Annotated in this window: 19 protein-coding genes and 3 pseudogenes; 8 read left to right on the top strand and 14 right to left on the bottom strand. The window is 70.8% G+C overall.

The genetic code is table 11. The features are described 5' to 3' along the window. Nucleotides 1-13: 13 nt before the first annotated feature. From rlmB to OG900_17720, 5 genes are all read right to left on the bottom strand, one after another. On the bottom strand, nt 14-970 hold the full coding sequence (rlmB, locus tag OG900_17700) for a 23S rRNA (guanosine(2251)-2'-O)-methyltransferase RlmB (protein ID WUH91766.1): 957 nt from the start codon (nt 968-970) through the stop codon (nt 14-16). A 101-nt stretch (nt 971-1,071) separates the two neighbouring features. Beyond that, a complete protein-coding gene (gene cysS / locus OG900_17705) occupies nt 1,072-2,463 on the bottom strand; it encodes a cysteine--tRNA ligase (protein ID WUH91767.1) in 1,392 nt (463 codons plus the stop codon). 132 nt (nt 2,464-2,595) lie between these two features. Then, nucleotides 2,596-3,096: a 2-C-methyl-D-erythritol 2,4-cyclodiphosphate synthase gene (gene ispF / locus OG900_17710; protein ID WUH91768.1), complete on the bottom strand. Its 501-nt coding sequence runs from the start codon at nt 3,094-3,096 to the stop codon at nt 2,596-2,598. Next, a complete protein-coding gene (gene ispD / locus OG900_17715; protein ID WUH95809.1) occupies nt 3,086-3,814 on the bottom strand; it encodes a 2-C-methyl-D-erythritol 4-phosphate cytidylyltransferase in 729 nt (242 codons plus the stop codon). The genes ispF and ispD overlap by 11 nt, the downstream gene beginning before the upstream one ends. Before the next feature lie 466 nt (nt 3,815-4,280). Further along, nucleotides 4,281-4,763 (bottom strand): CarD family transcriptional regulator, encoded by a 483-nt coding sequence (locus OG900_17720; protein WUH91769.1) that lies wholly within the window; start codon nt 4,761-4,763, stop codon nt 4,281-4,283. Between the two features lie 632 nt (nt 4,764-5,395). Here OG900_17720 and OG900_17725 point away from each other — a divergent pair. Continuing rightward, a complete protein-coding gene (locus OG900_17725; GenBank protein WUH91770.1) occupies nt 5,396-6,007 on the top strand; it encodes a copper chaperone PCu(A)C in 612 nt (203 codons plus the stop codon). A 133-nt stretch (nt 6,008-6,140) separates the two neighbouring features. Here OG900_17725 and OG900_17730 read toward each other — a convergent pair whose 3' ends face one another. Both OG900_17730 and OG900_17735 read right to left on the bottom strand, forming a co-directional pair. Then, complete coding sequence (locus tag OG900_17730; GenBank protein ID WUH91771.1) at nt 6,141-6,821, bottom strand: response regulator transcription factor; 681 nt, start codon at nt 6,819-6,821, stop codon at nt 6,141-6,143. Beyond that, the gene (locus OG900_17735; GenBank protein ID WUH91772.1) at nt 6,818-8,101 is read right to left on the bottom strand and encodes an ATP-binding protein; all 1,284 of its coding nucleotides are present in this window, start codon (nt 8,099-8,101) and stop codon (nt 6,818-6,820) included. Before OG900_17735 ends, OG900_17730 begins: the two co-directional genes overlap by 4 nt. Nucleotides 8,102-8,326: 225 nt before the next feature. On the opposite strand from OG900_17735, the gene phoU reads away from it, so the two are divergent. After that, nucleotides 8,327-9,007 (top strand): phosphate signaling complex protein PhoU, encoded by a 681-nt coding sequence (gene phoU, locus OG900_17740; GenBank protein ID WUH91773.1) that lies wholly within the window; start codon nt 8,327-8,329, stop codon nt 9,005-9,007. Nucleotides 9,008-9,125: 118 nt separating this feature from the next. Further along, nucleotides 9,126-9,311 (top strand): hypothetical protein, encoded by a 186-nt coding sequence (locus OG900_17745; GenBank protein ID WUH91774.1) that lies wholly within the window; start codon nt 9,126-9,128, stop codon nt 9,309-9,311. A 183-nt stretch (nt 9,312-9,494) separates the two neighbouring features. On the opposite strand, the gene OG900_17750 is transcribed toward OG900_17745, so the two are convergent. Then, nucleotides 9,495-9,881 carry a nuclear transport factor 2 family protein gene (locus tag OG900_17750; GenBank protein ID WUH91775.1) on the bottom strand — a complete coding sequence of 129 codons (387 nt, stop codon included), beginning with the start codon at nt 9,879-9,881 and terminating at the stop codon, nt 9,495-9,497. A gap of 155 nt (nt 9,882-10,036) precedes the next feature. Here OG900_17750 and OG900_17755 point away from each other — a divergent pair, with 155 nt between their 5' ends. Further along, the gene (locus tag OG900_17755) at nt 10,037-10,636 is read left to right on the top strand and encodes a hypothetical protein (GenBank protein ID WUH91776.1); all 600 of its coding nucleotides are present in this window, start codon (nt 10,037-10,039) and stop codon (nt 10,634-10,636) included. Between the two features lie 352 nt (nt 10,637-10,988). Here OG900_17755 and OG900_17760 read toward each other — a convergent pair whose 3' ends face one another. The 3 genes and pseudogenes from OG900_17760 to OG900_17770 form a co-directional block, all read right to left on the bottom strand. After that, a complete protein-coding gene (locus OG900_17760; GenBank protein WUH91777.1) occupies nt 10,989-11,348 on the bottom strand; it encodes a hypothetical protein in 360 nt (119 codons plus the stop codon). 577 nt (nt 11,349-11,925) lie between these two features. Next, complete coding sequence (locus OG900_17765; GenBank protein ID WUH91778.1) at nt 11,926-12,255, bottom strand: helix-turn-helix domain-containing protein; 330 nt, start codon at nt 12,253-12,255, stop codon at nt 11,926-11,928. Between the two features lie 20 nt (nt 12,256-12,275). Next, nucleotides 12,276-12,640, bottom strand: a pseudogene (locus tag OG900_17770) (type II toxin-antitoxin system RelE/ParE family toxin). 1,239 nt (nt 12,641-13,879) lie between these two features. Between OG900_17770 and OG900_17775 the strand changes: the two are divergent. Both OG900_17775 and OG900_17780 read left to right on the top strand, forming a co-directional pair. Beyond that, nucleotides 13,880-14,035, top strand: a pseudogene (locus tag OG900_17775) (SpdD protein). Nucleotides 14,036-14,070: 35 nt separating this feature from the next. After that, nucleotides 14,071-14,348: pseudogene (locus tag OG900_17780) on the top strand (site-specific integrase). Between the two features lie 393 nt (nt 14,349-14,741). Here OG900_17780 and OG900_17785 read toward each other — a convergent pair. Further along, a complete protein-coding gene (locus OG900_17785) occupies nt 14,742-15,500 on the bottom strand; it encodes a phosphoglyceromutase (GenBank protein WUH91779.1) in 759 nt (252 codons plus the stop codon). 95 nt (nt 15,501-15,595) lie between these two features. Between OG900_17785 and OG900_17790 the strand changes: the two genes are divergently transcribed. Next, nucleotides 15,596-16,843, top strand: a complete 1,248-nt coding sequence (locus OG900_17790; GenBank protein WUH91780.1) for an MFS transporter — start codon at nt 15,596-15,598, stop codon at nt 16,841-16,843. 79 nt (nt 16,844-16,922) lie between these two features. On the opposite strand, the gene OG900_17795 is transcribed toward OG900_17790, so the two are convergent. Next, nucleotides 16,923-17,411: a YbjN domain-containing protein gene (locus OG900_17795; protein WUH95810.1), complete on the bottom strand. Its 489-nt coding sequence runs from the start codon at nt 17,409-17,411 to the stop codon at nt 16,923-16,925. Nucleotides 17,412-17,496: 85 nt separating this feature from the next. Then, a complete protein-coding gene (gene mshA / locus OG900_17800; protein ID WUH91781.1) occupies nt 17,497-18,858 on the bottom strand; it encodes a D-inositol-3-phosphate glycosyltransferase in 1,362 nt (453 codons plus the stop codon). Nucleotides 18,859-19,020: 162 nt separating this feature from the next. On the opposite strand from mshA, the gene OG900_17805 reads away from it, so the two are divergent. Continuing rightward, complete coding sequence (locus OG900_17805; protein WUH91782.1) at nt 19,021-19,812, top strand: class I SAM-dependent methyltransferase; 792 nt, start codon at nt 19,021-19,023, stop codon at nt 19,810-19,812. Nucleotides 19,813-20,009 lie beyond the last annotated feature (197 nt).

Genomic DNA, 20,009 nt, shown 5'->3' on the forward strand with positions numbered 1-20,009 from the left:
GCCGCCGAGCAGCTCAGGCCCGGCGCCGGGCCGCCTCGTAGAGCACGACGCCCGCCGCCACGCCGGCGTTCAGCGACTCGGCGGCGCCGCCCGGCATCGGGATGCGGACCAGCAGGTCGCAGGTCTCGCCGACCAGCCGGGACAGGCCCTTGCCCTCGCTGCCCGCGACGATGACGACGGGGCCGGTGAGCGCTTCGAGGTCGTACAGCTCGACGTCGCCGTCCGCGGCCAGGCCGATGACGGTCAGGCCCGCCTTGCGGTAGGCCTCCAGGGTGCGGGTCAGGTTGGTGGCGCGGGCCACCGGGACGCGGGCGGCGGTGCCTGCCGAGGTCTTCCAGGCGCCCGCGGTCATACCGGCGGCACGCCGCTCGGGCACCACGACACCGTGGCCGCCGAAGGCCGCGACCGAGCGGACGACGGCGCCGAGGTTGCGCGGGTCGGTGACACCGTCGAGGGCCACGATCAGCGCGTCGTCGCCCTGGTCGGACGCCTCGGCGAGCAGGTCCTCGGGGTGGGCATACTCGTACGGCGGGATCTGCAGCACCAGGCCCTGGTGGTTCAGGCCCGCGGTGATGCGGTCCAGCTCGGGCCTGGGCGCTTCGAGCAGCGGCACCCCGCGGTCGGTGGCCAGCCGCAGCGCCTCGCGGACCCGGTCGTCGTTTTCGATGAACTGCTGGACGTAGACGGCCGTCGCCGGGATGTCGGCGCGCAGCGCCTCGACCACCGGGTTGCGGCCGACGACCATCTCCGACGTCGACTTGGCGCCGCGCCCGGACGGGCGGCGGGACTGGCCCGACACCCGCCGGGCCTGCGCGGCGGCGACGCGGTTCTTCTTGTGGCCCTTGCGCGCCTCGGCCGGCGGCGTCGGGCCCTTGCCCTCAAGGCCCTTGCGGCGCTGCCCGCCGCTGCCGACCGTGGCGCCCTTCTTGTTGGACGTACGGCGGTTCCTGCGCTGGCTGTTGCCGGCCATGGGGCACTCTCACTTCTTGTCTGCGTCTCGACGTTGCTACGTCTCCACGTCGTCGCGTCGCCGCGTCGAATGTCGTTGTACGTGGGGCGGCGGCGGGGCGGTCAGCCCCGCAGTGTCCACCGCGAACCGGTCGGCGTGTCCTCGATCTCCAGGCCCGCCTGGACGAGCTGGTCGCGGATCGCGTCCGCCGTCCCGTAGTCCTTGCGGGACCGCGCCGACTGCCGCTGCTCGAGCACCAGCTGCACCAGGGAGTCCACGACGCCGTGCAGGTCGTCCCCGCGGTCGGCGCCCGTCCAGTGCGGGTCCAGCGGGTCGAGGCCCAGCACTCCGAGCATCGCACGGACCTCGGCCAGCCGCGCTACCGCCGTCTCCTTGTCGTCGGCGGTGAGCGCGCTGTTGCCCTGCCGGACGGTGGTGTGCACGACGGCCAGCGCCTGCGGGACGCCCAAGTCGTCGTCCATCGCCTCGGCGAAGGCCGGCGGCACCTCTGCCGCGGCTTCCACATGCCCGGCCTTCTCCACGACCCGCTGCACGAAACCCTCGATCCGGGCGAAGCCGGACTCGGCCTCGCGCAGGGCCTCCTCGCTGTACTCGATCATCGACCGGTAGTGCGGGGTGCCCAGGTAGTAGCGCAGCACGATCGGGCGCCAGCGCTGCACCATCTCGGAGACCAGCACGGAATTGCCGAGCGACTTGCTCATCTTCTCGCCGCTCATGGTGACCCACGCGTTGTGCACCCAGTAGTTGGCGAAGTCGTCGCCGTACGCCTTGGACTGGGCGATCTCGTTCTCGTGGTGCGGGAAGATCAGGTCCATGCCGCCGCCGTGGATGTCGAAGGCGCCGCCGAGGTATTTGTGCGCCATCGCCGAGCACTCCAGGTGCCAGCCGGGCCGCCCGCGGCCCCACGGCGTCTCCCAGGACGGCTCGCCCGGCTTGACGGCCTTCCACATGGCGAAGTCGCGGCGGTCGCGCTTGCCGGTGTCGACCTCGCCCTCGGCCGCCCGCAGATTGTCCAGCTCCTGGTTGGACAGCTCCAGGTAGCCGGGGAAGGAGCGCACGTCGAAGTAGACGTTGCCCTCGGCGACATAGGCGTGGCCGGACTCGATGAGGCCGCGCATCATCTCGATCATCTCCGGCACATGGCCGGTGGCCCGCGGCTCGTACGTGGGCGGCATGCAGCCCAGCACGTCGTAGCCGCTGCTGAAGGCCCGCTCGTTCTCGTACCCGATGGACCACCAGGGGCGCCCCTGGTCGGCGGCCTTGCGCAGGATCTTGTCGTCGATGTCGGTCACATTGCGGATGAAGGTCACGTCGTAGCCGCGGTGCCGGAACCACCGCTGCATGATGTCGAAGTTCAGCCCCGACCTGATGTGCCCGATGTGCGGTGCCGCCTGCACGGTGGCGCCACACAGGTAGATCGAGACACAGCCCGGCGTGAGCGGGACGAAGTCACGTACCTGGCGCGCGTCGGTGTCGTACAGGCGAATAGTCACGCCATCCAGGGTAGTGGGCGTCAGCCCGTGCCCAGTCCGCTGTGACACGGCGGAACCGGACATCCGCAATTTCGGCGGCGCCGCACTTGCGGAACAGTGGCCGCCGCGCCCTTGCGGCGGCCCTTCCCTGGGTCAGCGGAGCGGTGCGACCAGTGCCGTGGCGATCGCCGCGAGACCGTCGCCGCGGCCGGTGAGTCCGAGGCCGTCGGTCGTGGTGCCGGAGACGGAGACCGGCGCGCCCACGGCGGCGGCGAGAGCGGCCTGCGCCTCGGCCCGGCGCGAGCCGATCTTCGGCCGTACTCCGATGACCTGGATGGCCACATTGCCGATGCCGAAGCCGGCTGCCCGGACGATCCTGGCCGCCTCCGTGAGCAGGGCCACCCCGGAGGCGCCCGCCCACTCGGGGCGGTCGGTGCCGAAGTGCGCGCCGAGGTCGCCGAGCCCGGCCGCGGAGAACAGCGCGTCGCAGGCCGCGTGCGCGGCCACGTCGCCGTCGGAGTGGCCGGCGAGGCCGGCCGCCGCGCCCTCCCAGTGCAGGCCGGCGCACCACAGCTCGCGCCCGGCCTCGAAGGCGTGCACGTCGGTGCCCACGCCGACCAGCGGCAGGGCGCCCGCGGGGAAATCAGTGGCCATTGGCCCTCCTCCTGGCGAGTACGGCCTCGGCGAGGACGAGGTCCAGCGGCCTGGTGACCTTGAAGGCCTCCTCGTGTCCCGGCACGACCAGGACGGGGACGCCGAGCTGCTCGACCATGCCGGCGTCGTCCGTGACGTCCCCGGTGACCATGGCGTGGGCCTTGGCCAGTATCGCGCGGTCGAAGCCCTGCGGGGTCTGTACGGCCCGCAGCAGGGCCCGCTGCGGGGTCCCGGTGACCTCGCCGGTCTCGGGGTCGACGCTCTTGACGGTGTCGGCGAGCGGCAGCCCCGGTACGACGGCGGGGGCGCCGCCCCTGACCGCGTCCACGACGGCCTCGACCGTCTCGACGGGCACCAGCGGGCGGGCCGCGTCGTGGACGAGGACGACGTCGACGTCGTCGGGCAGCGCGGCAAGGCCGAGCCTTACGGAGTCCTGGCGGGCGTCACCGCCGGGCACCACCCTTATCTCGGTGGATTCGGGCAGCCCGTTCGCGTCGAGCAGCGCGCGGACCTCGGCGGCGCCTTCCGGCGGCGCGACGACCACGATGACGGTGACGGCCCTGGCACGGGCCATCGCGCGGACGGCGTGGACCAGGATCGGGACCCCGGCGAGGGTGCGCAGCGCCTTGGGCGCCCCGGGGCCGAGCCGGACACCACGTCCGGCGGCGGGAATGACGGCTGCGGTACGCAGGTTTGTGTCCTTGGATGAGATGGGTATCGCTTGGAGGTGCCCCCGGGCCGAACGGCCGGGCGGCGCCCCCGGGCGAAGTCAGGGGGTGGGATCACCGGGCGAGGCCCGGGGAGCCAGGGCACGGTATTCCGGAGGACCCCTTCCGTGAAGTCCTCCGGGAAGACCGTAGCGCCCGGCGCGAGCGTAGGCGTTGCGTATGGCGCGACGAGGCGTGTGCGTGACGAGCGGGCGTTCGGGACCGCGTACGCGGTGACGGTGTGTCGTGGCGGGTGTGCCGTGACGAGGGCGCACGGCACCGCGCGGCACAGCATGCCCGTCGCCCGCGCTCGCGGTCGTCGCATGCCTCAGCACCCGGCCGTCGTGCTGAGCCGGGTGCCGCGGCAAGGTCCCTCGGGGGTCGTCCGAGGGCTGCGTCTGCGTTAGTCAGTACGTCACGGCAGCGTGGGTGGGCGCTGGAGGGACGCGACACGAGAACGTCCGGAAAGGGACGGTCTTACGACGCGAGGACTTCGTCGAGCAGGGCCTCGGCCTTGTCCTCGTTGGTGTTCTCGGCCAGTGCGAGTTCGCTGACCAGGATCTGCCGTGCCTTGGCGAGCATGCGCTTCTCGCCGGCCGACAGGCCGCGCTCGCGCTCGCGGCGCCACAGGTCACGGACGACTTCCGCAACCTTGATGACATCGCCGGAAGCGAGCTTCTCCAGATTTGCCTTGTATCGGCGGGACCAGTTGGTCGGCTCTTCGGTGTACGGCGCGCGCAGCACCTCGAAGACCCGATCCAGACCCTCCTGACCGACCACGTCGCGTACGCCGACGAACTCCGCATTGTCCGCGGGTACGCGCACCGTCAAGTCGCCCTGAGCGACCTTGAGCACCAAGTAGGTCTTGTCCACGCCTTTGATCTGGCGAATTTCGATAGCCTCGATCAGCGCGGCCCCGTGATGGGGATAGACCACGGTGTCGCCAACCTTGAACGTCATGTGACAGGTACCCCTTCCGTGGCTATCCAGGGTAACACGGGAACGCCCTCATCTGAATGGCGTTTTCGCAGGTCAGGGCATATCTCGGGGCTTGACAAGCGCCCCTGGAACGTGCTGGAGGGTGCCACGGGCACGCGGTATCCGCAGGTCGGAGCGGGTATACGGCAAGGCGGAAACACACTCACCACACTCCGGGAAGCCACTGAACAGCGGTCGATACGTCCGTGTTTGTCACTCCCGCACGAGTGGATCTTCGCTACTCCGTTCGGGTTCCCGGCCGTCGAAGATCCAATTTTGCACGTTCATGGAAATCCCCCGAGCGCCCTCCCGTGTCGATCCGCCGGTAATCGCACCGTGGTAATGCCGGAATACATTGCGGGCATGTTGCCTGCGTGCCACCTGGGGCGGCGCCCGGCGCTCCCGGCCTGCTCAGCGGCGTACGGCCGGCAAAGCACCGGTCGAACGCCGGTCGAACAGCGCGCGTCCTGCCGGGCGGCCGGCGGGCCGGCGCAGGACCGGTCGGGTGAGGGCGCGTCACGGAGGGACCACCCGGTGTGTGGGCGCGCGAGCGGCTCGGTAATCTAAGGGCCGCTGGAAGATCGTCAGAATCTGCCCAAGGAGATGCCGCCGCCGTGGTCCGCAGCTTCCGACGCGGCGCCCTCGCCGCAGTCGTCGTCGCGCTCTCGCTCGCCCCGCTCGCCGCCTGTGCGGCCGGGAACGGCGCACAGACCCTGAAAGTCGAACCGGACAGCCAGTCGGCGACCGTCGGCGACATCCAGGTGCAGAACGCCTTCGTGCTCACCCAGCCCGGCGGCCCCGCCACCGTCTCCGCCCGCCTGTTCAACAACGGCTCGGCCGACCAGACGCTGCAGGCCGTCCAGGTCGCGGGCGCGCTGTCCGCGCAGCTGTCCGCCGCGGACGGCGGCGGCACGATCACCGTCCCCGCGCACGGCACCGTGCTGCTCGGCGGCCAGGGCAACCCGGCCGCGACCATCAACACCGGCGTCGAGGCGCTGCGTGACGGCGACGTGCAGAGCGCGGTCTTCAACTTCAGCTCCACCGGCGCGGTCAAGCTGCCGATCAACGTGACGCCCGCGTCCGGCTTTTTCGAGCCGTACGGCCCCAGCTCGCTGCCGTCCACCGCGGCACCCGCTCCGACGGACACCGCCACGGCGACGCCGGGCGACACCGCGACCCCGGGCGACACGGCGACGCCGACGGGCACCGCCACGCCGACGTCCTAAAGCGCCGCCCCGTACGCCGGGAAACGCCGGTAAGGGTCCGACGCCATGCGCCGGACCCTTACCCGTACGGCCCTTGCGGGTGCGGTCCCTTTCGGGTGCGGTCCCTTTCGGGTGCGGTTCACCCTCTTCGGGTTTACGGCTCGAACTTGTAGCCGAGGCCGCGGACCGTCACCAGGTAGCGCGGAGCCCCCGGGTCGGGCTCGATCTTGGCGCGCAGCCGCTTGACGTGGACGTCGAGGGTCTTGGTGTCACCGACGTAGTCGGCGCCCCACACCCGGTCGATCAGCTGCATGCGGGTCAGCACGCGGCCGGCGTTCCGCAGCAGCATCTCCAGGAGGTCGAACTCCTTGAGCGGCAGGTCCACCTTGCCGCCGCCGACCGTGACGACGTGCCGGTCCACGTCCATGCGGACCGGGCCTGCCTCCAGGGCGGCGGGGGAAATCTCCTCGGGCTCACCGCGGCGGCGCAGGACCGCGCGGATGCGGGCGACCAGCTCCCGCGAGGAGAAGGGCTTGGTCACATAGTCGTCCGCGCCTATCTCCAGGCCGACGACCTTGTCGATCTCGCTGTCCTTGGCGGTGACCATGATCACCGGGACATTGGACTTGAGCCGCAGTTGGCGGCAGACCTCGGTGCCGGGCAGCCCCGGCAGCATGAGGTCGAGCAATACCAGGTCGGCGCCGTTTCGTTCGAACTCGTCCAGCGCGTCGGGCCCGGTCGCGGAAATGGCGACCTCGAAGCCCTCCTTGCGGAGCATGTACGACAGCGCGTCGCTGAAGGACTCTTCGTCCTCGACGACGAGTACGCGTGTCACGGAAGGACCTCCGGGGCGGGGATGTGTTCGGGGAGAGTCTGAAAGAGCTGGTCGTCCGACGGCTCGTCGGCCGGTTCAGCGTCCGCTTCGGCATCCGGGTCGGTGCCGGGCGGAAGCGCGCGGTCGCGGGCGATCCCGGCCTCGGGAAGCCGCAGTGTGAAGGTGGAGCCCTGGCCTTCCGCGCTCCACACGGTGACCTCGCCGCCGTGGGTGGCGGCGACGTGCTTGACGATGGACAGGCCGAGCCCGGTGCCGCCGGTCGCCCGCGAGCGCGCCGGGTCGACCCGGTAGAAGCGCTCGAAGACCCGGTCGCGGTCCTTCTCGGAAATGCCGATGCCCTGGTCGGTGACGGATATCTCAATGAGATCGCCCCCGGTCGCGGCGATCCGGCGTCCTGCGATACCGACCCGTGTGCGGGCCGGGCTGTAGTTGACGGCGTTCTCGACGAGATTGCCGAGCGCTGCCGCGAGCTGGCCCCGGTTGCCCCATATGAACAGGTCAGGGGTGGTTCCGGTGGCCATGGTGATCTGCTTGGTGTTGGCCTGGTGACGGCAGCGGTCGACGGCTTCGGCGACCAGGTCGTCCACCGCCACCGGCTCCGCGTCGTCCAGCAGGTCGTCGTCCTGCACTCGGGACAGGTCGATGATCTCCTGCACCAGGCTGGTCAGCCGGGTGGCCTCGATCTGCATCCGGCCGGCGAAGCGGAGGACCGCCTCGGGGTCGTCCGAGGCGTCCATGACGGCCTCGGACAGCAGCGAGAGGGCGCCGACCGGCGTTTTCAGCTCATGGCTGACATTGGCCACGAAGTCCCGCCGTACCGCCTCGATCCGCCGAGCCTCGGTGAGGTCCTCGACCAGCAGCAGCACCAGCCGGGAGCCCAGCGGTGCCACCCGGGCGGAGACCGCGAGGCCTTCGCCGCGACCCGCGCCGCGGCGCGGGAGATCGAGTTCCACCTGGCGTATCTCGCCGTCCCGCCGGGTTTCGCGGGCCATCTGCAACATCTGGTCGACGGCCAGCCGGCCGCCGCGTACCAGTCCCAGGGCATATGCCGCCGAGCTGGCCTTGACCACGGTGTCGCCCTCGTCCAGGACGACCGCCGACGAGCGCAGTACGGACAGCACGGTGTCCACTCCCGGCGGGAGCACGGCGTCCGTGTGCAGCGCGGTACGGGTCGGGCGGGCTTGCTCCCGCTCGCTCCAGCGGAACGCGAGCACGGCGATCACGCCGGTCAGGAGACCGGCTATCGCACTGGCTGCGGCGACTGCCGCGTTCACGTCCATGGCCCCAGGGTAGGTGGCCTGCACAAGCGCTCGACAACCCTGAGAGCTACCTCTCGGATGTACGTTGCCAAGAGTTCACCTTCACGTAGGGGCTGATTTACTCAGGGTGCGCGACGGGTACGCCCGAGCCCACCAGCGTGGCAGCGTGGAGGACAAGCCTCGTACACGCCTCTGTACAGGTCTGAGTACAGCCTGAGTACATTCTGCACATATGGAAGGATCGCGATGCGGGACGCATACCATGAGGAGCTCGACTCCATCGGCGACGGGCTCGTCGAAATGGCCAGGCTGGTCGGCTCGGCGATAGGCCGCGCCACCACCGCGCTGCTCGACGCGGACCTCAATGTCGCGGAAAGCGTGATAGCCGCCGACGAGAAGGTCGACGACCTCCAGCGCGAGCTGGAGTCGCGGGCGATCAACCTGCTGGCCCGCCAGCAGCCGGTCGCCACCGACCTGCGCATCGTCGTCACCAGCCTGCGGATGAGCGCCGACCTGGAGCGGTCCGGCGACCTGGCCCGCCACGTCGCCAAGCTCGCCCGGCTGCGCTTCCCGGTCTCCGCCGTGCCCCACGACCTGCACAGCACCATCCTGGAGATGGGCCAGCTCGCCCAGCGGCTGATGGCCAAGGCCGCCGAGGTGATCATCACCAAGGACGTCGACGACGCGCTGCAGCTCGAAGCGGACGACGACCGCATGGACGAACTGCACCGCGCCCTCTTCCAGCACCTGCTGGACGACCGCTGGAAGCACGGCATAGAGACCGCCGTCGACGTCACCCTGGTCGGCCGCTACTACGAGCGCTTCGCCGACCACGCCGTCTCGGTCGCCAAGCGCGTCGTCTACCTGGTGACCGGCGAGCACGTCGGCGCCATGACCCCGGCCCCGACCGAGGTGGAGGGCGCGTAGCCCGCACGGGGGGCGTGCGCGTGGTGCACCGGTGGGCGATATGCCCTTGTGCGCCCTTGATGCGCGGCTGTGCGTGGGAGTTCACTGGTGAGCAGCTAAGCCTGAGGAGGGCGCACTGATGCCGGAGACCCCCACGCCCAAGCCCGTACGCCTACGCGTTCCCGTAGGAGACCGTCCGACGCCCGATGCCGCGGCCGCGCTGCGGACCCCGCTCCCCCTGCTCGGCGCCTGCGGCTGCGGTTCCGGCTGCGGCTGCGGCTGCCAGTCCGGCGGGCCGTGCCAATGCGGGGGCTGCACGAGCTGAGCCCCGCTCCTTTCGTCGCGCTTCCGCTGCGTTTTCTTCGCGTTTTCGTCGCGCGCACACGTGCCCCCGGCCCGCGGACCGACCGCGGCCCGGGGGCACGTATGCAGCGAAGGTTACTTCGTGCCGGGAGCGCCGCCGGCGGCGGCACGGCCGCCGATCGCTTTGACGGCGCCGGGGCGCCGGCTAGTCGAGGACCGCGCCGGCCTGGGCGGCCAGGACGCGCCAGGTGCCGTCCGCGTGGACCCAGGTCCGCGTATAGAGGAGGCGGGCGGCGAAGGACTGCCCCGCTGCGACGCCCTGGAGGGTGACCAGCACGCGGGTGATCCCGGTCGTTCCGGCGACCGTCACCTGCAGGTCCTCCTGGTCGAAGACCTCCACGACCAGGCTCCGCGAACGGTGGGCCTCCAGGTCCTCCTCCTTGGTCACGGAATGGCCGTCAGGACCTGTGTAGACGACACGGTCGTCCAGCAGAAGGTCCAGCGCGTCGACATCGCCCGAGAGGACGGCGGCCTGCAACCGACGCTCGGCGTCGAGAAGATCCGCCTCAAGCCCTGCCTGATCGTTCGTCATCCCCCGATCCCCTCACGCGAACGGCGCATGGCGCAAGCCCTGTTGAGCGGACCCGGCCGCCTTTCGCGCGGGCCGTCGCGGCGGGCGGGCAGACCTTTCCCGTGCCCTCGAATAACCGAGTGACGACGGTTCGCAGTCGGCGCTACCGTGCGGCGGTGACGAGCGAGGGAACGGCCCTGGGTGCGGAGGCCGCACGCCGTCTCGTGCGGACGGGACGCTACGCGTTCGAGCCGGGCCTGACGGACGCCGAGTTCAGCCGCATCGAGCGCGAGTACGGCTTCGAGTTCGCGGACGACCACCGGGCGTTCCTGGCGGCGGGCCTCCCCGTCAACGTGGCCCCCGAGGCGGGGCAGACCTGGTCCAGGCCGTGGCCCGAATGGCGCGGCGGCGACCTGCACAGCCTGCGCCGACAGCTCGACTGGCCCGTCGAGGGCGTCCTGCTCGACGTCGAGCACAACGGATTCTGGTACGAGGGCTGGGGCGAGCGCCCGGCCGCCGGACCGGCGGCCCTGGACGCGGCGCGACACCACCTGGCGAAGGTCCCGGTGCTGGTGCCCGTGTACGCCCACCGCTACGTGCCCGCCGGCCGCGGCACCTTCGGTCACCCGGTGCTCTCGCTGTGGCAGACCGACATCATCTACTACGGCCTGGACCTGCCCGACTACATCCACCGGGAGTTCGACGCGGCACGCGGAGACGTGGACGAGACCTGGAACCCGGAGGCCTCGACCCCCTTCTGGCGCGACCTCCTCTGACGCGTCGACATGTCGACGCCCCTGCCCGGGTACCTCGGCTGGGTCGAAAAGTCCGAGGCAGCGGCGCGCCGCAAGTCCTAGAAGGGTGGGGGTGATCCCGCCAGACACCTACGGCGACGCCAGCGCAGTTGGCGGACGAGCGCCCCGACCAGCACATTGCGACGAAGGCCCCACCCATCTCAGGGACTGCCCGGTGATAGCCACCGAGCACTTGCGACAGCAGCAGTAACAGCGCGGGCATCCCTGGCGGCACGAAGTGCCTCCGCAGCCCCCAACGCGAATCTCCAAAGGCCCCGTATCCAAGCCGCCCATCCGCGATGCGGGATCGCAGGCAGAAGCAGGGGTTCGCTGTTTACCACACGACGATTCCACCGGCCTCGGCCTTGGCTCGCACCGCGGCTGCGACGATGTTGTTGAAGCGCTCGGTGACGTAGTCGAAGTCGTAACCGCCCTGCTGGGCAAGGCCGTCCAGGTGAGGGCGGAGTGCCGCGCACTCGGCGAGGAAGTCCTCGATGTCGCCGCGCTCGACGTAGAGGTCGCCGTCAGACAATCGCGGAAAGAATCGGGAGCCCAGGGAGCGAATCGCCTCGCCGCCCCACAAGCGGGCCCGGGTGCTCTCGAAGCCGGCCAAGGTCTCGCCGTACTCGGGGTCCTCCAAGAAGTCGCGGCCGCCGTCGGCGTCGTAGACGAATGTGTGCACGAGGAGACTCATGGGCCGATCCTCCAAGATCAGCCGCACCCATGTCGAACGCATTGCGACCCGGACGATTGCAGGCGTCGCTCGCCCGCTCCACCGTTCCGAAGCGCCGCGGCCCGGTCGATCAGCTCACGGCCCCGGACGGCCGCTGCCGAGCACCCTCGCACGGCCCAGAGACGGCCCAGAGTTGATCAGCAAAGGTTCACACCGAGGTGGCCAGCCTGAGCCTCAACCAACGACATGGTTGACCGCGCTGAACCGCCTTGCGTGGTGCGGAAGCGGTGCGGAACGTACGCACGCAGGTCGCACGTTTCACATCAGGTACGAGGAGCAGTCTGCAGCCGTCGGAGTTGGGGGCCTGGACACCTGGCCCGACCTGCAACCCCCTCCGAGAACCTGGGGAAGGTCGGCCGGATGAGACGGTTACCGTCCGAGACTGCCATTTTGCGAATGTCGAGACGGGCCCCGTGTGGGGGGCAGGCCCCTGCTCTCCTCCTACGGATGACAGGCGCCCGCGTTGCGGATTTGTGCTCCCAGGGCGGGTCGGTGTGGCGCCCCCACTGACTGCTGGCTCACCGGTCGGTGATCAGGGTCATCCAACGCGTAGTTGACGGTCGCCGAAGTCGGCTACCAGCCGGAGCTTGCCACCCAGTGCTTCGACGTAGGCAGCGATGGTTGCCAGCTCGGAATGCCCTAGCTCGCCTCGCTCGAACCGGGAGACGTTGGACTGAGTGGTACCCATTGCCTTCGCGACTTCGGTCTGGGTAAGGGCCTGCTCTTCGCGGATCTCGGCGAGGCGGTAGGCGCGGATCCGGGACTCCATCTCCTCGCGGATCTCTGTCCTGCGCTCGTCGCTGATCCGGGTACCGTTCGCCTCGTGGATGGCGGCGGCCTGAGCCTTGGTGTCCTTCCAGTCGGGCATGGTCAATCCTCTCAAGTGGTCTACGATTTTTTACCCGGGCGTCGTTCATCAAGATCGTGAAGATGTCTGTCGTAGCGGTCGTCCGCGATCAGGATGTTGCGGTCATACCAGCTGTTCCAAGACCCATTCTTGTCCCCGGCGACGAGAAGTAGAGCTTGCCGCTCGGGATCGAACGCGAAGAGTAGTCGGATCTCGGTGGCGCCGACCGAGCCGGGACGTAACTCCTTCATGTTGTGGTGCCTGGACCGGTTGACCCTGTCAGCGAGCGGCCGGCCGAGTGTTGGGCCCGACTCCGCCAGAAGATCGATAGCTTCTCCGACGAGGTGGGCCGACTCCGGGTCCTTCTCCGCAAGATCGAGATACCGTCGTGGACTTCTTGGTGCAGGATGACTTCCCAGCTCACAGAGCCAGTATGCGCTAGGCGAGCTATATCCTGCAAGTAATATCGAGTTGATCTTGTCGGGCAGGGTTTCGTGCTACGAGGCTCGCCCCTCGGTGATGGCACAGGTTGGGTCCGCTCCTCGCCCCGCGGGGATGGACCCATGTTGGCCGGAACGGCCCGCCAGCTGCCCTGCTGCTCCTCGCACCCGCGGGAATCGGGCCGACACCTGCTCCTTCGCAACGGTGGGCGATACCTGCTCGACAGCAGTTTCGATGGCATCTTGCGTGTTAATGGCGCGCCAAGCTCGAATCGGTCCAGAGAAAGAAAAGCCCCAGGTGTTCGACCTGGGCTCTGCAATGGAGCGGATGACGGGAATCGAACCCGCGCTCTGAGCTTGGGAATCATGGGGTTCGGGCGCCCAGAAACGCATGCTGATCAGGACGTACTGTGGCTCCGCGGGGGCGTGGAGGGTATGGCGGGTGACCGCGTCTATCCTTGGTTCACCGCTCCATCGGGCACGGTGCGAGAGGTCAACGTGAGCACAGCGCTGAGTGCCGGCGCGAGACCGAGCCTCGCAGGCCCTTCCTGGCTAAGGGCTGTCCCGCATGACAGAGAGCCCCGGTCTCGGCGCGAGGCTGGCCTGGTTGTTGGAGCATAGAAGGGTCGGTGCGGAAGAACTGGCCGACCGCGCCGGAGCGAACGTGGACCAGGTCCGAACGGTACTCATGGGGGAGACCCCGGGTGACGAGATGCTGAGGCAACTGGCGGCGCCGTTGGGGCTCCATGCGGTTGATCTGTTCATTCTCGCGGATAGCGCAGTTCCGGAGGACTCGGCGCCGTTGGACAGCGCGGCCGGGCAATGGGTGCGGCACATCGGCTCCCACGTCCGGTGTGATCGGGTCCGGCCGGAAAGAGCTGACGCCCCGCTTGGCGGTGGACTTCGCGGCTCTGCTGGGTATCGACGCCCCTCGAACTGGCCGCCTTCACAGGCGTAGTGCTCCCTGAGGTGCCGCGGACTCCGGCTCCGGAAGCCGTGGATGCCGCCGCGATGCGGTGGGAGGCACGACGCCTGTCCGCCGAACAGGCACGTGGCGTATCTGAACTGGCACGCTCCATGCGCGACTCCGGCAACGGGTACGTGATCAACCTGCCTGGATCCTGACCAGGCCCGCGACGCGGAAGCTCGCGCACGGTCCGCCGCCTCAGGCTTCGGCGCCTTCTCCGGAACCGACTACTACCGAGCTGGCCCCCGCACCGCCCGCCCCCGCCCTCGGCGTCGTCGCCGGGCCAGTCGCCGCCGTCGTCACGGTCGGCATCGTCCTGACCGCGCTCCTGGTCGCCGTCACCGTCACGGCCGTTTCGGTCACCGTCGTCGCCGTGGTTCTGCGTTGGCTCCTCGCGCCCCTGCGTCAGCGCTGTGACCGCTTCCACCGATCTACCTGGGCCGCGAGATCGCCAAGCGGACCGGGCTCAGCCAACGGGCCTTCCGGCAGCGCGCCCGCGGCCCGTTCGCCAAGGTGGCCGAGTACCAGCGGCGCGGGGCCGTCCACTTCCACGCCGTCATCCGCCTCGACGGCCGGGCAAGAACGTCAAGGCCCTGGCCGAGTACCTGGGCCACTCCGACGCCGGCCTGACGCTGAGGGTGTACGCCCACCTCATGCCGAGCAGCCGCGAGCGCACCCGAAAAGGCGTATACGCTCCCGCTCGCTGAGGTAGGGAGCGGGATGTCCGACGAAGAGTCCACCGAGTACTACACGCTGCTCTGCGACGACCCGTCCCACGAGGTGGTGCTCGTCGAATGCGGGCCCCGCGAGATGGATGCGATCCGAGCAGCGCGCAAGGTGACCGGGCTGAGCTTGTGGCACAGCCGGGTTCTGGCGCGCCGAGCTCCCGTCATTCTTCTTGGGGGTCTATCTGCGTACAGGGCCCAGTCCGCTGCCGCTCTGCTCCGAAGTGCCGGCGACAGAGCGGAGTGGAGACAGGAACCAGAGCCCGGGGAGAGCACCGTCCCATTGCCTTGACGGCCCACAGCCGGCCCCGAACACCAGGACGCCCCCTACCCGCGGGAGAAGCCGCAGGTCGGGGGCGCTTCGGCGGAGAAGTGCTACTTCTTGCCCTGGTTCTTGACCGCCTCGATCGCCGCCGCCGCCGCCTCGGGGTCGAGGTATTGACCGCCCGGGGTGAGGGGGCGGAAGGCGGGGTCGAGGTCGTAGACGAGGGGGATGCCGGTGGGGATGTTGAGGGAGGCGATGGCCTCGTCGGAGATGTTGTCGAGGTGCTTGACCAGGGCGCGCAGGGAGTTGCCGTGGGCGGCGACGAGGACGGTGCGGCCGGTCAGGAGGTCGGGGACGATGCCGTCGTACCAGTAGGGCAGCATCCGGACGACGACGTCCTTGAGGCACTCGGTGCGGGGGCGCAGCTCCGGGGGGATCGTCGCGTAGCGCGGGTCGTCGCTCTGGGAGTATTCGGCGCCGTCCTCAAGGGGCGGCGGCGGGGTGTCGTAGGAGCGGCGCCAGAGCATGAACTGCTCCTCGCCGAACTCGGCGAGGGTCTGCGCCTTGTCCTTGCCCTGGAGGGCGCCGTAGTGGCGCTCGTTGAGGCGCCAGGTGCGGTGGACCGGGATCCAGTGGCGGTCGGCGGCCTCGAGTGCGAGCTGCGCGGTGCGGATCGCGCGCTTCTGCAGTGAGGTGTGGACCACGTCGGGGAGCAGTCCGGCATCCTTGAGCAGCTCGCCGCCGCGGACCGCCTCCTTCTCGCCCTTGTCGTTGAGGTTCACGTCCACCCAGCCGGTGAACAGGTTCTTCGCGTTCCACTCGCTCTCGCCGTGGCGGAGCAGGATCAGCTTGTACGCAGCAGCAGCCATGTGTCCGAGCCTAATCGAAATGCCGTGGCACCTCACGACCGCCCTCGGTAATATGCGCTGAGCATCAGCGCCTGTTACATAACCTGGGAGAGCACGTGGCGGCCATCAGCCGAGCGGTACGCGAGACGACCGGCGGCCTGCCCCGGCAGTTCTGGTGGCTGTGGACAAGCACCCTGGTCAACCGGCTGGGCGGCTTCGTCGTCACCTTCCTGGCGCTCTACCTCACCGTCCAGCGCGGCTACTCCGCCGCCTACGCGGGCCTGGTCGCCGCCCTCTTCGGGCTCGGCGGGGCCGCGGGCGCGGTGCTCGGCGGGGTGCTGGCCGACCGGGTCGGCCGGCGGGGGACGCTGCTGGCCGCGCAGCTCGGCGCGGCGGTGACCACCGCCGTACTCGGCTTCGTCACCGGGCCCGTCGCGATCGCCGCCGTCGCCACCCTGGTCGGCCTGACGGGCAACGCCTCGCGGCCCGCGCTGTCCGCGATGATCGCCGACCTGGTGCCGGCCGCCGACCGGGTGCGGGCCTTCTCCCTCAACTACTGGGCTGTCAACATCGGTTTCGGCGTCTCGGCGGCCGCCGCCGGCTTCATCGCGGCCGAGGGCTACATCTGGCTCTTCCTCGGGGACGCCTTCACCACCGCGCTGTGCGCGCTGCTGGTCTACGTCAAGGCGGCCGAGACGATGCCGGCCGCGCCCGCCGCCAAGGACGGGCCCAGGGTGAACGTCACCCTGGTCGACGTCATGCGCGACCGGCGCTTCATGGCCCTGGCCGGGCTGACCTTCCTGTTCGCCGCGGTGATGCAGCAGGCCAGCTCCACGCTCGCGGTCGACATGGGGCAGCACGGGCTCAGCGCCCGGCAGTTCGGCCTGGTCGCCGCCGTCAACGGGGTGGTGATCGTGGTGCTCCAGATGCCGGTCACCCGGGCCCTGCGCGGCCGCAGCAGCGCCGTGCTGCTCGCCGCCGGGTCGCTCGTGCTGGCCTGGGGCATCGGTCTGACGGTCTTCGCCACCTCGGTCGCCGTCTACGCGCTGACCGTCGTGATCTGGACGCTGGGCGAGATCGTGCACGCCCCCGCCTCGATGTCGGTGGTCGCCGACCTCGCCCCGGCGCACGCGCGCGGCCGCTACCAGGGGATGTTCACCCTCGCCTGGTCCGCCGCCGCCTTCGCGGGACCGCTGGCCGGCGGCCTGACCCTCCAATACCTCGGGCGCAACACCGTCTGGCTCGGCTGCGCCGTCCTCGGCACGGTGGCCGGCGCCGGCTACTACCTGCTGCTGCGGCCGCGCACCGCCCCGCTCCAGCCGGCCGTCACGCTGGACGCCGGGCACGACCTGCCGGTCGGCTAGGGCCTCTGCCCCTACGGCAGCAGCCTGCGCCGCGCCTCGCAGAGGTGGGACGCCGGGCCGGCCGGGGCAAAAGGTCCCGTCAGTCGTCCTCGCCGGTCAGATGGGTGAACGCGGCCAGATTCCGGGTGGATTCGCCGCGCGACATGCGCCAGGCGTACTCCCTGCGGATCGAGGACGCGAAGCCCAGCTCCAGCAGGACGTTGAAGGCCCCGTCGGAATTCTCCAGGACCGAGCCGAGCAGCCGGTCGACCTCGTCCGCGGTGACCGCGGCCAGCGGCAGGCGGCCGCTGAGGTAGACGTCGCCGAGGTGGTCGATGGCATAGGTGACGCCGTAGAGGCGCAGGTTGCGCTCCAGCAGCCAGCGGTAGAAGGCCTCGTGGTTCTCGTCGGGGCGGCGCACGACGAAGGCGTTCACGGAGAGGGTGTGGCGGCCGACGATCAGCTGGCAGGTGGTGGACAGCTTGTTGGTGCCGGGCAGCTGGGTGACGTACGTGCCGGGGCGCGGCGACTCGCACGGCAGGTCCGACTCGCGCAGCACCTGCTCGACCACGCGGCCCGCGGCCGCCATGCCGGGGTCCGCGAGGCCGCCGTCCGGGTCCGTGTCCTGGTTCGGGTCCCGGTTCGGGTTCGCCGCCCGCGCGGGGCCTGCGTGCTCAGCCATGCGCCGATCGTAGGTGACGGCGGTGCTCGAACTGCGCTGCCGCGTACACGTCGGCGGTGTCCGCCGCCGACGCGTCCCAGCCGAAGGCCCGCGCGTGCACGGCCGCCGCGTCGCCCAGCGTGGCGCCGAGCCCCGGGTGGTCCACGAAGCGCCGCAGCACCTGGGCGTAGTCGCGCGGGTCGTGCCCGGGGACGAGGAAGCCGGTGCGCCCGTCGCACACCGCGACCGGCAGCCCGCCGACCGCCGCCGCCACGACCGGCGTGCCGCAGGCCTGCGCCTCGATCGCTACCAGGCCGAAGGACTCGCTGTACGACGGCGTCACCAGCACGGTGGCCGCCCGATACCAGTCGGCCAGCCGCTCCTGGTCCACCGGCGGCTGGAACCTCACGACGTCGGAGATGCCGAGCCTGGCCGCCAGCTTGTGCAGCGCCTCCGGCTTGGCCAGGCCGGTGCCGCTCGGGCCGCCCACCACCGGCACGACCAGCCGGTCGCGCAGCGCCGGGTCGTCGTCCAGCAGGACGGCGACGGCCCGCAGCAGCACGTCGGGGGCCTTGAGCGGCTGGATCCGGCCGGCGAAGAGCGGGATCAGCGCGTCCTGCGGCAGGCCGAGCCGGGCGCGGGCGTCGGCGCGGCCCGCGCCGGGGCGGAAGCGCTGGAGGTTGACGCCCGGGTGGACGACGGCGACCTTGCCGGGGGCGGCGGCGTAGTGGCGTACCAGCTCGCCGGCCTCCTCGTCGGTGTTGGCGATCAGCCGGTCGGCGGCGGCGACCACCTGGGTCTCGCCGATGACGCGGGCGAGCGGCTCGGGGGCGTCGTTCTCGGCGAGGGAGGCGTTCTTGACCTTGGCCATGGTGTGCATGGCGTGCACCAGGGGCACGCCCCAGCGCTCGGCGGCCAGCCAGCCGACGTGGCCGGACAGCCAGTAGTGGGAATGGACCAGGTCGTAGTGCCCGGGGCGCTGCCCGGCCCAGGCCCGCATCAGCCCGTGGGTGAAGGCGCACAGCTGGGCCGGCAGCTCCTCCTTGGCCAGGCCCTCGTACGGCCCGGCGTCCACGTGCCGTACGAGCACGCCGGGCGCCAGCTCGACGCAGGGCTGCCGGGCGCCGGTGGTGGACCGGGTGAATATCTCGACCTCGATGTCGCGCTCGGCCAGCCGTTTGGCAAGCTCCACGATGTACACGTTCATGCCGCCGGCGTCGCCGGTGCCTGGCTGGTGCAGCGGCGAGGTGTGGACGCTCAGCATGGCGACCCTGCGCACCGGCCGCCCGCCCCGCCGGCGGTGCGGGCGATACGCGGCGGCCGCCGCACCGGCTGCGTCGCGCAGCCCGCCGAACCGCGACGTGTACTGGGTCACCTTCGTTCCTTCCGGCAGCCGGACCCCCGCGCTCAACCAGTGCGAACACCGGAGGATGGGCTTCCATTTCCGGCTTTGCCGAAGCGTGATGAAATCGCTTGACAGTGCGGCGCCCGGGGCCGCGCGCGGAAGCCGGGAACCGGGTCCGGTTACCCTCGCCATATGGGCGGTGAGCGGGCGGTCGGGGTCGTGACCAGGGGCACGACCAACCCGAACCGGCTGCGCCGGATGGACCGCTGGATCGCCGCCGCGCACGGCCGCCACCTGCTGCGGACCGACGACCCCCTCGCGGTCGACCTCGGCTACGGCGCCGCGCCCTGGACCGCGGTCGAGCTGCTCGCGCGGCTGCGCCGGGTCCGCGCCGACGCGGAGGTGGTCGGCGTCGAGATCGACCAGGACCGGGTGACCGCAGCCCTCCCCTATACCCGCGACGGGCTGCGCTTCGTACGCGGCGGCTTCGAGGTGCCGCTGCCGGGCGGGCGGCGGCCCGCACTGATCAGGGCGGCGAACGTGCTGCGGCAATACCCCGAGGACGAGGTCCCCGCGGTGTGGCGGCGGCTCACCGCCAGGCTCGCGCCCGACGGGCTGCTGGTCGAGGGGACCTGCGACGAGATCGGGCGGCGGCACGTATGGGTCGCACTCGGCCCGGAAGGCCCCCGTACGGTCACCTTCGCGACCCGGCTCGGCTCCCTGCACCGGCCCTCCGACCTGGCGGAACGGCTGCCGAAGGCGCTGATCCACCGCAATGTGCCGGGTGAAGGGGTGCACACCTTCCTCACCGCCTTCGACCGGGCGTGGGCCGCGGCGGCGCCGCTGTCGGCGCTGGGGGCGCGGCAGCGCTGGATCGCGGCGGTACGCGCGCTGGGGGCGGACGGCTGGCCGGTGGTGGACGGTCCCGCGCGGTGGCGGCAGGGGGAGGTCACGGTGGCGTGGGAGGCGCTGGCGCCGCGCTGAGTCCCGGCCCGCTTCCGGATCGCGCGGGCGACGGCTCCTGCCGGCTTGATCGGACGCCGGCTCCCGGCCCGCTTTCGGCTCGCCCGGACGCCGGCTCCCGGCTCGTCCGGACGCCGGCTCCGACCCCGCGCCCGGTTCCGCAAAAGGGTAGGAAACCCCGCACGGTTGCAGTGCGGGAGCGTGATGTGCGTCATGTG

It is taken from the genome of Streptomyces sp. NBC_00433 (genome assembly GCA_036015235.1).
GTDB lineage: Bacteria > Actinomycetota > Actinomycetes > Streptomycetales > Streptomycetaceae > Actinacidiphila.